17 protein-coding genes are annotated in these 12,826 nt (G+C 58.7%); 8 read left to right on the top strand and 9 right to left on the bottom strand.

Annotation, left to right across the window (positions count from 1 at the left end):
- Positions 1-446: 446 nt before the first annotated feature.
- From sctJ to HZ99_RS22225, 8 genes are all read left to right on the top strand, one after another.
- Positions 447-1,241, top strand: a complete 795-nt coding sequence (gene sctJ / locus HZ99_RS22255) for a type III secretion system inner membrane ring lipoprotein SctJ (protein WP_038446076.1) — start codon at positions 447-449, stop codon at positions 1,239-1,241.
- Positions 1,242-1,578: 337 nt separating this feature from the next.
- A complete protein-coding gene (locus HZ99_RS29310; RefSeq protein ID WP_235205540.1) occupies positions 1,579-1,815 on the top strand; it encodes a hypothetical protein in 237 nt (78 codons plus the stop codon).
- Between the two features lie 2 nt (positions 1,816-1,817).
- The gene (sctL, locus tag HZ99_RS22245) at positions 1,818-2,399 is read left to right on the top strand and encodes a type III secretion system stator protein SctL (protein ID WP_038446075.1); all 582 of its coding nucleotides are present in this window, start codon (positions 1,818-1,820) and stop codon (positions 2,397-2,399) included.
- An 88-nt stretch (positions 2,400-2,487) separates the two neighbouring features.
- Positions 2,488-2,706 carry a hypothetical protein gene (locus HZ99_RS22240; RefSeq protein ID WP_038446074.1) on the top strand — a complete coding sequence of 73 codons (219 nt, stop codon included), beginning with the start codon at positions 2,488-2,490 and terminating at the stop codon, positions 2,704-2,706.
- 1 nt (position 2,707) lies between these two features.
- The gene (locus HZ99_RS22235) at positions 2,708-3,100 is read left to right on the top strand and encodes a hypothetical protein (protein ID WP_038446073.1); all 393 of its coding nucleotides are present in this window, start codon (positions 2,708-2,710) and stop codon (positions 3,098-3,100) included.
- A 14-nt stretch (positions 3,101-3,114) separates the two neighbouring features.
- On the top strand, positions 3,115-5,256 hold the full coding sequence (gene sctC / locus HZ99_RS22230) for a type III secretion system outer membrane ring subunit SctC (protein ID WP_038446072.1): 2,142 nt from the start codon (positions 3,115-3,117) through the stop codon (positions 5,254-5,256).
- The gene (hrpT, locus tag HZ99_RS29305; protein WP_080727741.1) at positions 5,253-5,456 is read left to right on the top strand and encodes an HrpT family type III secretion system protein; all 204 of its coding nucleotides are present in this window, start codon (positions 5,253-5,255) and stop codon (positions 5,454-5,456) included. Before sctC ends, hrpT begins: the two co-directional genes overlap by 4 nt.
- Positions 5,453-5,824, top strand: coding sequence for a transcriptional regulator (locus tag HZ99_RS22225; protein ID WP_404942418.1), 372 nt, complete (start codon positions 5,453-5,455; stop codon positions 5,822-5,824). The genes hrpT and HZ99_RS22225 overlap by 4 nt, the downstream gene beginning before the upstream one ends.
- On the opposite strand, the gene sctU is transcribed toward HZ99_RS22225, so the two are convergent.
- Genes sctU through HZ99_RS22180 form a run of 9 tightly spaced genes read right to left on the bottom strand, consistent with a single transcriptional unit; the run spans position 5,821 to position 12,780 of the window.
- A complete protein-coding gene (gene sctU, locus HZ99_RS22220) occupies positions 5,821-6,918 on the bottom strand; it encodes a type III secretion system export apparatus subunit SctU (RefSeq protein WP_038446070.1) in 1,098 nt (365 codons plus the stop codon). The two genes, HZ99_RS22225 and sctU, sit on opposite strands and share 4 nt — an antisense overlap.
- Positions 6,911-7,702, bottom strand: coding sequence for a type III secretion system export apparatus subunit SctT (sctT, locus tag HZ99_RS22215; RefSeq protein WP_038446069.1), 792 nt, complete (start codon positions 7,700-7,702; stop codon positions 6,911-6,913). The genes sctU and sctT overlap by 8 nt, the downstream gene beginning before the upstream one ends.
- Before the next feature lie 10 nt (positions 7,703-7,712).
- Positions 7,713-7,976: a type III secretion system export apparatus subunit SctS gene (sctS, locus tag HZ99_RS22210; RefSeq protein ID WP_038446068.1), complete on the bottom strand. Its 264-nt coding sequence runs from the start codon at positions 7,974-7,976 to the stop codon at positions 7,713-7,715.
- Between the two features lie 7 nt (positions 7,977-7,983).
- Positions 7,984-8,637 (bottom strand): type III secretion system export apparatus subunit SctR, encoded by a 654-nt coding sequence (gene sctR / locus HZ99_RS22205; RefSeq protein WP_038446067.1) that lies wholly within the window; start codon positions 8,635-8,637, stop codon positions 7,984-7,986.
- Complete coding sequence (locus tag HZ99_RS22200) at positions 8,634-9,656, bottom strand: FliM/FliN family flagellar motor switch protein (protein WP_038446066.1); 1,023 nt, start codon at positions 9,654-9,656, stop codon at positions 8,634-8,636. The genes sctR and HZ99_RS22200 overlap by 4 nt, the downstream gene beginning before the upstream one ends.
- Positions 9,653-10,111: a type III secretion system HrpP C-terminal domain-containing protein gene (locus HZ99_RS22195; RefSeq protein ID WP_038446065.1), complete on the bottom strand. Its 459-nt coding sequence runs from the start codon at positions 10,109-10,111 to the stop codon at positions 9,653-9,655. Before HZ99_RS22195 ends, HZ99_RS22200 begins: the two co-directional genes overlap by 4 nt.
- Entirely contained in the window at positions 10,108-10,533 is a 426-nt protein-coding gene (sctO, locus tag HZ99_RS22190; RefSeq protein WP_038446064.1) for a type III secretion system stalk subunit SctO, read from the bottom strand. Before sctO ends, HZ99_RS22195 begins: the two co-directional genes overlap by 4 nt.
- A complete protein-coding gene (locus tag HZ99_RS22185; protein ID WP_038446063.1) occupies positions 10,520-11,878 on the bottom strand; it encodes a FliI/YscN family ATPase in 1,359 nt (452 codons plus the stop codon). The genes sctO and HZ99_RS22185 overlap by 14 nt, the downstream gene beginning before the upstream one ends.
- The gene (locus HZ99_RS22180) at positions 11,875-12,780 is read right to left on the bottom strand and encodes an FHA domain-containing protein (protein ID WP_038446062.1); all 906 of its coding nucleotides are present in this window, start codon (positions 12,778-12,780) and stop codon (positions 11,875-11,877) included. Before HZ99_RS22180 ends, HZ99_RS22185 begins: the two co-directional genes overlap by 4 nt.
- Positions 12,781-12,826 lie beyond the last annotated feature (46 nt).

Genomic DNA, 12,826 nt, shown 5'->3' with positions numbered 1-12,826 from the left:
CTTACGCCGAGTGAAGCTGCGCCCCCCTCCACTATTCCTCCAACGTAAAATCACACAGCAGGTCTTATATGCAAATAAAGGAAATGGAGCGTTTTTCATCTGGATACAATGGTCTAAGAACTTCTAACGCCACCTCTGACTTTTCAACCTCAAAAGCAGATATCGATTTTTTTACCTCGACACTTGAACACTCAGCGTCGCCGACACGCGCGACAGCCAGTCCAAGCGGATCGAACATCTTGCTCGAAGCATCCAATCAACTGGTCAAATCAACAGATCGTATATCCAGAAGCTTGAGGTCAATAAGCAAAAACGCAGATAAAAGCGAACTGACCAAATTCCCCAATCAACTTTCCAATTCGTTATTTCTTTCACAGATCCTGGTCAAGAGCCTTGGCAAGACTACCCAATGCATCGACAAAATCTGTAACTTGCAGTAGCAGACAATGAACCGCTTCTTGCCCATCGCGTTTTTTTTATCTCTGACGTTTATTCTGAGCGGCTGTAGTGACCGTGTTGAACTCCATCGCAAACTCTCCGAACAAGAGGCCAATGAAGTTATTGCGGAACTGGCAGACAAACATATCCGCGCCCAGAAAGTCCCCGCAAAAGATGGCGTTGTAGTGGTTGTCGATGCAATCGACATTGGCCGTGCCGTACGTACGCTGGACGCTGCCGGCCTGCCTCGAACCGCCCGCACCACGCTAGGCGAGACGTTTCGTAAAGAAGGTGTTATCTCAACACCCCTGGAAGAGCGAGCCCGCTACATCTATGCGTTGTCCCAGGAGCTTGAGGCCACTCTATCTAAGATAGATGGGGTGATTGTCGCGCGCGTACACGTTGTACTGCCCGAGCGCATCGCACCGGGAGAACCGATCCAGCCCGCATCGGCTTCAGTGTTCATCAAGCACGATCCGCGCCTTGATCCCGACAATATCCGTGCACGTGTCCGTCGACTGGTAGCGAGCAGTATTCCCGGCATGACCAGTGCGGAAGAAAACCCGCAGAAACTCACGGTGATATTCGTACCCGCCACTACGTATCAGGAGCAACAACGCCTGGTCTATTTCGGGCCTTTCCTGGTGCCTGGGGAGAACCTCGGCTTTTGGCGCTCAAGCGTTTCATTATCGTTACTGGGACTGATGCTGGCAGTAGCCACCCTACTGTTCTTGCGCTACCGCCAACAACAGCAACGAACGCTCCCCCCTGAGCAACCCGCCGCGCGTTCCCATGACACCTAGAGCCCCTTACTCGATAAGTGACCATCTAGCCTGGGCACATTGGTGGGCGTTCCCCTGGAAACCTTCACATCAATCCTGGAGATCCCCTGACAGGTTCCCTGCCATTGATGCGCTTGAGCGCATGGCAAGCCTGGTGCCAAGCGCCATTGCGGCCATCGCTCCGTGCCTGCCCCCTGCGCCTCACCCCACAGAAGTACGACTGGCGCTTGCCTCAACGGAACAACTCAACTTGATGCTCGCGCTGCTTCAGAGTACCTGTCGCCCCGAAGATGCCGCCCCGCTAAGCAAAAGCCACCACCAATGGTGCATAGGGCTTTCCAAGGCGCTGCCTCCTGACATGCTTTTATACAAAGATGACCCGTTGCAACTGCTGCGTACCTGGCTGAACCCCGCTACGTGGCAACGTCTTCGACTGCGCTTTCCCTGTGAGCGGGTGATAGAAATGGAAAAAACCACCTTATCCCTCGAACACAGCAACAGCCGGCTCAACACCCTGTGGCAAGCCGTTGTCTGGCGCGCCACCGCAACGACCCACGATACCACCTCCCCTGGCTCGCACGAGCAAGGAGCATAACAATGCTGGCCCGACGCAAAATCACCCTGTGTGCGGACGCCCAAAGGCCGCCGCAAGCCCTGATCCCAAGGGAAACCCTTGCCGATTATGTCCAGGCCGACCAGTTGCTGAGCCGCGCCCGGGCCCAAGCAAATGAAATACTGAACCTGGCTAAAGAGCAATCCGAGGCGCACTTGCACAAGCTTTCCCTTGAGTTCTGGCAACGCGCCGATGCTCAACTGAACCGCTGGAAAATCGACCGGCAGCAGATGTGTGACGATCTTGAACAGCACGCAACCTCAATCGCCATCCAGGCCATTCGCTTATTGCTTGACGACACGCCGGATTCCAGACGCCTGGCTGCCATGATCAAACAACTGCTGGCAAGCCTGGTCCCCGAGGTCAACGCGACGCTATTTTGCCATCCGCATGAAATTGAAGAAGCAAAACGCTGTCTTGCCCGCCATGGCGCCACGGCCTGGCGCCTGCTGCCTGACGAAACGCTCAAGCCTCAAACACTCGTACTTAAAACAGACGAAGGCGACTATTACATCAGTTGGAGTTCGATGCTCGAAGCACTTTCAACCCTAAGACCCAGCCTCTGAAAGCAACATGTCGTTACACACAACTCATTACACAAAGGAACTGAGTAGCCAATTAACACCACGACAATCGTACACAAGAGGAAAACTTATGAACTTTTTCAGTGACCTGTCACGCCAACTTTTACACACAGGCAACAAAGTACAAAAAGATCTTGAAGCCAGTGCCAAAGACGCAATAGAACTGGGGGGAGACGCCGAACTGTTTTACAAACTATCAGAACATATTTTCTTCTCGGACATGGCCTATCATGAGCAAGGTCGCGCCAACCACATGATGCTCAAGACCACTTTTGAAAGTTTCCAGTAAATTGAGCGATCTAATTACTCAATGGCTGAACAGCAGCCAAGAACAACTCATCGTGTTTGAAGGCGACGATGAGATCAACCTGCGACGCCATGCGCAAATACTGCTGCTGAGTGTGCAACTGACCCGCAGTCGACCTGACAAATCACTCCTGGCCAGTTGGATGCGGCCAGGAGGCGCCAGCCTGGATCACTTCCACGGCGCGCTCAGCCAGGCACCAGGCTGCGGCACACTCTGGCTGGTTCAATGCCTACACGCCGGGCACAGTGAAAAACAATTGCTTGATGGTATCGAGTCCCTGCTCAACCAACGCGACACCTGGCGTGCGGTGGTCGCACGCTTTGCCAGGTCAACGCAGAAGTTCACTCCTACCTCGCTACGGCTGCTGCCGCACTAATCAGAGAACGCCCCATGAACAACAAGAACCACAAGCGTATTCGCTTGCGTACCGTCTCGCCCACTGAAACCCGAACAAGAGCCCATTGGCGATGCCCGCTGGTGTTGCTCGGGTTGCTGATGCCTCTGCATAGCACGCTCGCCGCGATCCCCGCCGAATGGAAAAACACCGCCTATGCCTATGAAGCCGAACATAAACCGGTACGCGATGTACTGGAGGACTTCGCCCAAACCTTTGGCACACAATTGCAGATCGACGGCCTGCTCGAAGGTAACGTCAATGGCAAGATACGCGCCAATACTCCGCAGTCAATGCTCGACCGGTTGGGAGTAGAGCACCGCTTCCAGTGGTACATGTACAACAATACGCTGTACATCAGCACCCTGGACCAGCAGGAGTCCGCACGCCTGGAGGTCTCATCCGAAACCGTCGCTGACTTGAAGCAGGCCTTGACCGACATTGGCCTGCTCGATAGCCGTTTCGGCTGGGGCGAGCTACCCGACGATGGCGTGGTGCTGGTGTCAGGCCCCAAGCGCTATATCGATCAGATCAAACAGTTCAGCAGCCAGCGCAAATCCCCTGACGAAAAACAGAGTGTGCTGACTTTCCCGCTGAAGTTCGCCAACGCGGCAGATCGCCCGATCGACTATCGCGGCGAAAAATTGCTCATACCGGGGGTGGCCAGCATGTTGCGAGGGTTATTGGAGCCTCGGGACAACACCATCCTCTCGTCGATGAATCCGCGACCTGGCTCGTCAGCCCAACCCTCGCCTGTCACCCCGGTCCTCCCCCGCCTGGGCAATCCGATGCTGGACCAGATGCTCGGCGCACCTGCCTCCCTTGGGCAGATGAATCCAGGCATGTCGCTCACCGCCAGGGCTCCGGTGGCAAGAGGCAAGATCCGTGTCGAAGCGGATGTACGCAACAACACCGTGCTGATCTATGACCTGCCGGAGCGCCAGGCAATGTATCGCGAGCTGATTGCCCAGCTTGATGTGGCGCGCAAACTGGTGGAGATCGATGCCATCATCCTCGATATCGAGCGCACGCAGCTGCGCGAGTTCGGGGTCAACTGGGGTTTTCAGAACAGCCGCTTTCGCGCGGGTGTGAATATGGCACCGGGCACCTCATCACAACTGTCGATCGAAAACCGCGACCGTTTCTACGCCGATATACGTGCTCTGGAGGCCAAGGGACTGGCGACCATGGTGTCCAATCCATCGGTGCTGACCCTGGAAAACCAGCCTGCGGTGATCGACTTCAATCGCACCCAATACCTGACCGCAGGCGTCGAAAACGCGACCATCTTGCCCATCACCGTGGGTACCAGTTTCCAGGTGGTACCTCGGGTTATCACCTCCCGCGGCAGCCATCAGGTCCACTTGGCGGTGGACATTGAGGACGGTAACTTCGACGAAACCAACCCCGAACGCATCGGCCCCGATGTACTCCGAGGCAAGGTCAGCACCCAGGCGGTAATGGCGGAAAAACGTTCGCTGGTGGTCGGCGGGTTCCATGTCACCGAAAGCGTCGATAGACGGAACACAGTGCCAGTGCTGGGCGATATCCCCTTGCTGGGCAAGACGCTGTTCTCCGCCACCGAGCGCAAGAACAACCGCCGCGAACGCCTGTTTATCCTGACCCCACGCGTGATCGGCGACCAGGCCGACCCGTCACGCTACCTGCCCCAGGAAGACCAGGTGGAACTGCAGGCAGCCCTCAAACCCTTGGCCAGGCGCTATGCCGAGCACCAGCCGGTGATCAAGCGCAGCGACATCACCCGTGCGCTCGCCTACCTGGCGACCGGGCAAGTGCCCAACACATTCAAGGCCGCGCCCATACCGCTGGGACTGAACACCTTGTGCAGCACCCGTGACCTGTTGGCGCTCAATACCGAGCGCAGCCAGTGGTACGCCGGCCCGCAGTTCAACGTAGCGGTGGTGGTGATGCGTAACCAGTTCAACCGCAACGTGCGCATCGACGAGAACGAATGCAGTAACTCCCAGACCCTGGCCGTGAGTGTCTGGCCACGGGCCTGGCTCAAGCCGGGTGAAGAGGCGGAGGTATTTATCGCCATGCGCCCGGTGGTGAAAGATGAACATATCGGTGTGTCCCGCCCCTCTCTGCTCACCCCTACACGGAAGACTACGCCATGAAACAGCGACTCTCCTGCGTCACGCTCCTCAGCCTGGTACTGCTTATGACGGGTTGTACACCGACGTGCAAAGGCGACTCCTGCTCGCGACCGCAATCGAGCGCTGGCAAGCTGGTGGTTTGGTGGCCGCCACAGATGCGAGTCGAACCCGGCCCATCGGGCGAAAGGGCGGACTATCAGACGATCTCTCTGGAGCAATGACAACCATGGGACTACCCGACGATGATGTGCGTCGCCAGGTATTTCTGGACAACCTGGTGAGCGGCAACGTCGCTTACCAGCCCCTGTGCACGGGCATCGGCCTGTGCCGCCTGAATGCGAGCCGGAAGCCTGGCCTGGCCTTGCAGATTGCGCCTGAGGCGCTGCAAGCCGGCCAGCTGGAACGGGTGCTGGAGCGGCGCTTTGCCCACGCGGTGGTGTTCGATGGATGTTTTGTCTATCTCGATACCAAGGGCTGCCTGGTGATCTGGCATGCGCTGGCGCCCAACGACCAATCAGTCGATGACATCATCGGCCGTATGCTCTCGCTGGCCAAGCTCGAAACACTGGATGTGTACCGCGCACCCTAGCGGCGCGCAAGTTCCGGCAACTCCAGGGTCTGGCGCTTGGCCTCGTCATCCAGCTCACGCAGGGTACGGTAGATCAGCGCCACTGCCTGCAAGGCTTCCCTGGGAATCGGCGCGCCCAGCTTTCGCTCATACAGCATACGCGCCAACCACACACACTGGATCACCGGCACATCGGCAGCCTTGGCCCGGCCAATCAATTGGCGAGCCTGGGCGTCCGTGCCCTTGTCCACCAGCATCGGCAGCGGCGTTTTGCCGGGCCTGTAGTACAGCGCCACGGCAAAGTGCGTCGGGTTGACCACCAGCATGTCGGACTCTTCCAGCTTGGGCAGCTTGACCTTCGGCTCTTCCTGGGCAAGCTGGTAGGCCAGGGAGCGGCGCTGGCCCTTGACGTGAGGGTCGCCCTCCATGTCCTTGTACTCCTTGACCACCTCCACCTGGGTCATGCGCATACGCTTGGCAAAGAAGTATTTCTGCATGGCCAGGTCGATCAGCGCGAGCACCAGCAACACCCCCAGGCAGGCATGCAGCAAGTGACGGAACAAGGCAATCAGCGCCACGATATAGCTCTGCAGGTCGCTGGTAGCCAGGTTGATCAGCACCTGCAATGAAGGGGTGATGACCACATACAGGATCAGCGAGAGCAGCAACGCCTTGCCCAGCCCCATCAAGAGGTTGATCACCGACTGGGCGGAAAACATCTGTTTAAGCTGGCTGAGCGGGTTGAGGCGGTTGAAATCCGGCTTCAGGCTTTCCGGGGCGAACAGTATGCCGAACTGCATCCAACTGCTTATCAGCTTCACCGCAATTGCCACCCCGCACATCAATAGGCCGAACGAGAAAAACACCACCAGGCCGTCCATCAGCACTTCTTCAAGGGCGCGAACAAACGGCTGGCCCATGCGCGAAAACGGCAGCGCCATCAACTGCTGGAAACGCTGCAGGCTGGTCTCGGCGGTGAACAAGGCGATCTCGCTGATCGCGGTGAGCACCAACAGTTTGGCCACGTCCTGACTCTGCGCGACCTGGCCTTTCTTGCGTTGGTCCTTGAGTTTCTTGGGGGTCGCCGCGTGTTTTTTCTCGCCTGAATCACTCATTTTCCCCGCCCCGAATCATCAGGCCAAGGGAGTGCTTGAGGTCTGACAGCAGGCCCATGCGCCCGGCGATCAAATCCTCCAACAGGGGAAAATACAGGATTAGAAAGGCCAGGCCTGCCAGGCTCTTGGCCGGCATCGCCAGGGTCGATACTTGCAGTTGTTGGCTGTACAGCCCCAGCAGGGCAAAGCCGAACTCCAGCAGCAACAGCACCGCGATAAACGGCGAGGCGTAGAGCATCATGTGCATAAAGGTATCGCCGAGCAGGCTCAGGAACACGCTCAAACCATTGACGGCCGGCACCGGTACCCAGGCCGTAGGGGGCCAGATCAGATAGCTGTCCCAGATTACCTGGGTCAACGCGCCCAGCCCGAGGGTCACCATCAACAGAAAGATCGCCAGTTGCTTGAAAAGATGCCCGAGCGGGGTGGCATCCGGCCCCAGCGAGGGGTTGAGTTGCCCGCCCGACAGAGCGCCACGCTGGTTATCGAGCAACGCGCCTACCGACTCAACCATCCAGAAGGGCATGAACAGCAGAACCCCGAGCAAAAACCCCAGGCCCGCCTCCTTGAGGGCCAGCCCACTGAGCATCAGTGCAGAGTAATCCTTGTCCATAAGAGCCGCATGAATGCCCGGCGCTGGCATCAATGCGATGACCATCACGATCGTATGCCGGGGCATGCCACGGATATGCTGGAAACAAAATGCAGGCACCAGGAACAGGCAAGGGTAGATGCGCGCCATGCTGATCAGCAGGCTGGGTAGAAACTCAAGATATAAAAGCACCTGTGCGACCTCAGTGCAGCGCCGAACGGGCAATCATGTCGAACATCAGGTTGATCAGTTGAATCAACTCGATACCAATCCAGCGGCCCGTCAGGATTAACGTGATGCCCACAGCAACCAACTTGATCCCAAAGGGCAATGTCTGATCCTGAATCTGCATCAGCGCCTGGACCAATGACGTCAACACACCGACGACCACCGCGACGATCAACGGCGGTGCCGACAACACCACCACCAGCAGCAGGCCCTGCTTGAACAGTACGATCGGTTCCATAGGTCACTCAAAGATAGGAAAGGAACAGGCTGTCGAGTAACCGGGACCAACCGGAAACCAGGACAAACAGCAACAACTTCAGGGGAAGTGAAATGGTCATGGGCGAGACCATCTGCATACCAAGCGCCAACAACAGGTTGGAGACAATCAGGTCGATGACGATAAACGGGATATAGATCAGAAACCCAATCTCGAAGCCCGCCTGCAATTGCGATATGACAAAAGCCGGAACCATCAGAATCAAGTCGTTGCGTTGCGTGTTTTGCGCCATTTCAGGCGGCCACAGCCGCTCGCTGTTTTCATATAAATGGGTCAGCACATCCGGGTCGGTATTGCGTGCCATGAACGCGCGCAACGGTTCGATGGCCACCAGTCCCGTGGCCTGCAATGTCTGGACATTGCTCAGGTCCACCGGCGAGGTCTTCACATTCTGAGCAATTTCATAGCCCACCGGGGCCATGATGAACAACGTCGCCGCCAATGCTATAGCGTTGACAGCCAGGCTGGGCGGCACCTGCTGCACACCAATGGCATTGCGCGTGATCATCAGCACAATGACAATCTTTAGAAACGCCGTACAAATGATCAACAGCATGGGCATCAAGGCCAATGTGCCGAGAAATACCGCCAGGACAACGGGATCGAGCCCCTGGAGTATCATCGGGCAAACACCACGCGAGACAATTGCAGCCCGAGGCGCCCGTCTACCTCCACCAACTGGCCCAAGCCAATCGGTCGATCACCGTAATAGAGCCCGGCCATGCCTGGCGCATATCCGGCGATACTCAACACAGCGCCCGGGGCAAGATTGCGTAGTTCCCCAAGTGTCAAGTTCAGGGTGCCACAGCGCACGTTCAAGACCATGCTCAGCTCGTCGAAAGGCTCGTGGCCAAACACATCCACCACGGGCTCATCAAGATCGTCCTCGTCATGCCCTGGGTAGTATTGGGTTGAAAATTCCTCGTCCACAGACATCTCCTCGATAGATATTAGCGTCAGGCACATAGCTCCAGACTCATCGTCAATGCACCCATGCAACCGATGCCTGCCTATGCGCAACTGACCTGTGCCCTGCACATCAAAAAAGGCCTGCTCCAGCACCAGCACGTCACCTTCGCGCAGGCGACGCAATTGCGTGATGGGCAGTTGCAGGCGCCCCAATGTCACGGCAATCGCCAACTGAAATGAAGGCAGCAACGGCTTGGCTGTCGGTTTCCAGCGGCCGGCCTCGCACAGGGCAAACAAACTCTCGGGGGCCAGTAACAGGTACCCCACAACCCTGGACGTTCCCAGCGTCACCGTAAGCCGGCAGCCGAAGGTCAGTTTTCCTGGGGAGGGCTGCAGCCTCAGGTAACCGAACAGCGAGCGTATCTGCGGGCTCAAATGGTGCTGGAACAGTTCCCAAAACCAGGAGTCCGGATCGTTGCCGGCGGCGGCCAGCGTCACTGGACACGCCCCCAACAAGCTGAACATTGGCCCCGGCTCGCTGAACGCCAGCAGGCCACGTGCGCTTTCGAAATAAATCGGGCCGGAGCCCCTGGGCGCCCGCCCGGGCTCAAGTAATAGCTCACCGTGGCGGTCTGCCACCTGGAACGACAGACTCAGCCCGCGCCCCAGTCGAAGACGTGCCGCAACCGTGCTTTTTCTGATCGAAGGAATGGCTAAAGCCGGCATGATCATGCAGCGCCCACGTGCACCAGATGCAAATCGACGGGCTGTCCTAATGCCTCGCACAGTTTTGTCTGGCAGGATTGCCGCACGCCACCGAGCCAACGCGCGGTATGCTCCTGCTCTGCCGCCAGCTCAATGCTCCAGGTGCCTTGTTCACGGCGCACGCTGGCGCTGATCCGTCCCAGGCGCGGCAGATGCAGCAACGCCTGCAGCGGCCATTGCCCTCCTCCACGGATGTGGGGGAGCAACTGGCTGGTCATGGCTTCAATCATCAAGATATTGGCTGACACCGCAGCGCCCGCGGTCGATGATGCGTAGCCGGCCCCCTCTTCGGTATCGCCCAGCAGTTGAGTAAACAACTGCCCCGATTCCCCGGCCATGCCCCACGCCATCACCGGTTCCCTGTCGTCCCGAGGCTCACGCAGGCGCGGGCGTTCGGGTTTGCTTGCTGAAACTTGCGTCATATTTCTTCCTGCGTTCCTTCCTGAGCCAATAAAACCGACAAATCCTGAAGTTTCTCGACCTCCTTGAGGCATTGGCTCACGCGTTTCTGCGCACTGGCGATCTGCACCACCTGCTGCTCCCGCCGGCCATGCAGCTCATGCAATTGCCCTTCTTCGCGCCGGGTCCCGGCAGACAAGGTGCGTTCCTGAGTACCCCAGGCCTTGAGCTGGGACAACGAGAGCACTTGCCCCTGGTGCTTCTCCAGCAGTTCTGCGGTTTTCTGGATTTCCTGCAGGCGGGCCTGCTCAAGCGCTTGCTGCGCCTGCTGGATTTGCCCCAGCAACGCTTGCTGGTGCCGCTTGGCCTCACTCAACGCGCGCTCGGCACGGTCTGCCCGATGCCGGCGCAGGCGCCGCAAGGTATCGATTTCAGTAAGGGACATGGGTTGTCAGGCTCATCAGTTGGTCGAGTGTCATGGTCATCGGCGCGGGTTCGCGCAAGTCCTGGCGCAAAAAACCATCCACCGCCTGTCGGCTGTCCACCGCAAGGTCGGTCAAGGCGTCGTTGCCGGGCTGGTATTCGCCCAGCTTGAGCATCAGCTCGATCTGCTGGTACGCCGAAAGCAGGCGGCGCAGTGCCGTGCCGGCCTGGATATGCGCAGGTTCGGCGACGTTGCTCAGAATCCGCGAAAGGCTGGCCAGCACATCCACTGCCGGATAGTGGCCGCGCTCGGCCAACTTGCGGGATAAGACGATATGACCATCCAGTAGCGAGCGCACTTCATCGGCCACCGGGTCGTTCATGGAGTCCTGCTCGATCAGCACCGTATAGATCGCCGTGATCACGCCTTCGCGGGTCAGCCCTGCCCGTTCCACCAGGCGCGGCAGCAAGCTGTACACCGACGGAGGCAGGCCCCCGCGCCCCAGCGGTTCGCCAGCCGCCAGGCCGATTTCACGCTGGGCCCTGGCAAAACGAGTCAGGGAGTCGATGAGCAGCAGGACCCGTTGGCCCTTGCGTCGATAGCCTTCGGCCAGTGCGGTCGCGGTGAAAGCGGCCCGCGCTCGCTCCATGCTTGAGCGGTCGGACGTAGCACACACCAACACCGCCTTGGCCCGCAGTTGCTCATCCAATTCGTGATCGAGAAACTCGCGCAATTCGCGGCCCCGCTCACCAATCAAGCCGAACACAATGACATCGCAGTCGACGTTACGGGCGATCTCGGCGAGCAAGGTCGTCTTGCCGCAGCCAGCCCCCGCGAACAGGCCCACACGCTGGCCCTCACCGAGCGTCAACAGGCCATCGATCGAACGCACCCCGGTGGACAAGGCACGGTTGATGCGCGGGCGTTCGGTGGGCAAGGGCGCCTCGCACAACACCAGGCTGGTGTCCTCGGCGTGCGCCTGGACAAAGGCGCTGGCCCCCTCCCCGGTAATCGGGCGCCCAAAGCCGTCCAGCACCTGGCCCAGCAGCTCATCGCCGACACGCACCCGGTGTGAGACGCCCAACTGCTCGACACTGGCGCCCACCCGTACGCCTTCAAGATTGCCCAGGGCACTGAGCACCGCGTCCTGCTGATCGAAACCGATGATCTCGGCCAGCATGTGGTCGCCCGTGGTTTTTTCAACCTGGCACAAATCGCCGATACACGCGTGGGGTAAGCGGCATTGCAGCAACATGCCGTTGACGCGTTGGATACGCCCACGCACCGAGACCGGCGCAAAATTGACCAGCGCCTGCGATCGATCCTGCTGCCAGGCCTCCAGGCGTGCCTGCACGTCGGTACTCACCAGCGCACCTCATAACGCTGCACACCGTCGAATACCACCTTGCTGTTATCAATCAGGACCAGCCGCAAGCCATCCACTTCATCCCCGACAAACAGCCGGCTGCCTTCATCCAGAACCACATGGCCATTAGGCCCGCCGACAATCTGCAAAATCTTGAACGGGAGCACAACGCTACGCTCCCTGACCCGGCTGATCACTGACACGGGAGTCTCGAATTGCTCACCAAATCGACTGAGCATGCGCGACACCAACCCCACATCTTCCTGGGCAACATCCCCTTCGAGCGTCACCTGACCATTGATTACCTGCAGGCGGACCCGATTACCCAACTCACGCTCGTTGAGCATTTTCAACAGTTGTTGACGAACCTCGTAGGGTGAGCCCAGCTCGCTTTTCTGGCTCGGCAACGGCATCAACGACGCCTGGGCCTCATGCTCTCCCGTCGTGGCAAGGCCCACCCCCATGATGATGGCCGCGATCACCACCGCCAGGCTGAGCAAGCGCTTCTGCTGCGTGCCGGATATCGACGACAACGTCAGTGCCGGTATAGCCTCAGTGCCAGGCCTGGCTGCTGACGCACTGGGTGCCACAGCCGGGGCTTGCGGCCAAGGCTGGTCAGCCAGGGAGACGCACAGTCGAATGTTGCCAATAGAAAAAGGGGCGTCCAATGCCAGGTCGGCAATTTGCGCCAAAAGCCGACCGTCATTGGCCCGCACCAACCCCTCTTGAGCCTGGACCGACCAGCACTGCTCGATACACCGCAGCACCACATGGCGCTCGGCAATCCCTTCGTCATACAACGCAAGGTCTGCATCCGGATGGGCACCGATACTCCATTGCCCGCCAAACAACGGCAACGCCGCTCCCTGGCGCGAACCATCAAGCACTCGTAGCTCAAACATCGCCTGGCCTCATGGCTGCTGGAACGAAAGCGACCTGTTCTGGAGT

The organism is Pseudomonas fluorescens, from assembly GCF_000730425.1.
GTDB lineage: Bacteria > Pseudomonadota > Gammaproteobacteria > Pseudomonadales > Pseudomonadaceae > Aquipseudomonas > Aquipseudomonas fluorescens_X.
Note: the sequence above shows the minus strand (reverse complement) of the source record. Positions and strands in the feature narration are given on the sequence as shown.

Bases quoted from the DNA above. Each gene is read 5' to 3' on its own strand.
- sctU (WP_038446070.1), bottom strand. From the start codon at position 6,918: ATGAGTGATTCAGGCGAGAAAAAACACGCGGCGACCCCCAAGAAACTC.
- sctO (WP_038446064.1), bottom strand. From the start codon at position 10,533: ATGTCCCTTACTGAAATCGATACCTTGCGGCGCCTGCGCCGGCATCGG.
- sctC (WP_038446072.1), top strand. From the start codon at position 3,115: ATGAACAACAAGAACCACAAGCGTATTCGCTTGCGTACCGTCTCGCCC.
- sctL (WP_038446075.1), top strand. From the start codon at position 1,818: ATGCTGGCCCGACGCAAAATCACCCTGTGTGCGGACGCCCAAAGGCCG.
- HZ99_RS22240 (WP_038446074.1), top strand. From the start codon at position 2,488: ATGAACTTTTTCAGTGACCTGTCACGCCAACTTTTACACACAGGCAAC.
- HZ99_RS22225 (WP_404942418.1), top strand. From the start codon at position 5,453: ATGACAACCATGGGACTACCCGACGATGATGTGCGTCGCCAGGTATTT.
- hrpT (WP_080727741.1), top strand. From the start codon at position 5,253: ATGAAACAGCGACTCTCCTGCGTCACGCTCCTCAGCCTGGTACTGCTT.
- sctJ (WP_038446076.1), top strand. From the start codon at position 447: ATGAACCGCTTCTTGCCCATCGCGTTTTTTTTATCTCTGACGTTTATT.
- HZ99_RS22200 (WP_038446066.1), bottom strand. From the start codon at position 9,656: ATGATCATGCCGGCTTTAGCCATTCCTTCGATCAGAAAAAGCACGGTT.
- sctS (WP_038446068.1), bottom strand. From the start codon at position 7,976: ATGGAACCGATCGTACTGTTCAAGCAGGGCCTGCTGCTGGTGGTGGTG.
- HZ99_RS22180 (WP_038446062.1), bottom strand. From the start codon at position 12,780: ATGTTTGAGCTACGAGTGCTTGATGGTTCGCGCCAGGGAGCGGCGTTG.
- HZ99_RS29310 (WP_235205540.1), top strand. From the start codon at position 1,579: ATGCTTTTATACAAAGATGACCCGTTGCAACTGCTGCGTACCTGGCTG.
- HZ99_RS22195 (WP_038446065.1), bottom strand. From the start codon at position 10,111: ATGACGCAAGTTTCAGCAAGCAAACCCGAACGCCCGCGCCTGCGTGAG.
- sctR (WP_038446067.1), bottom strand. From the start codon at position 8,637: ATGATACTCCAGGGGCTCGATCCCGTTGTCCTGGCGGTATTTCTCGGC.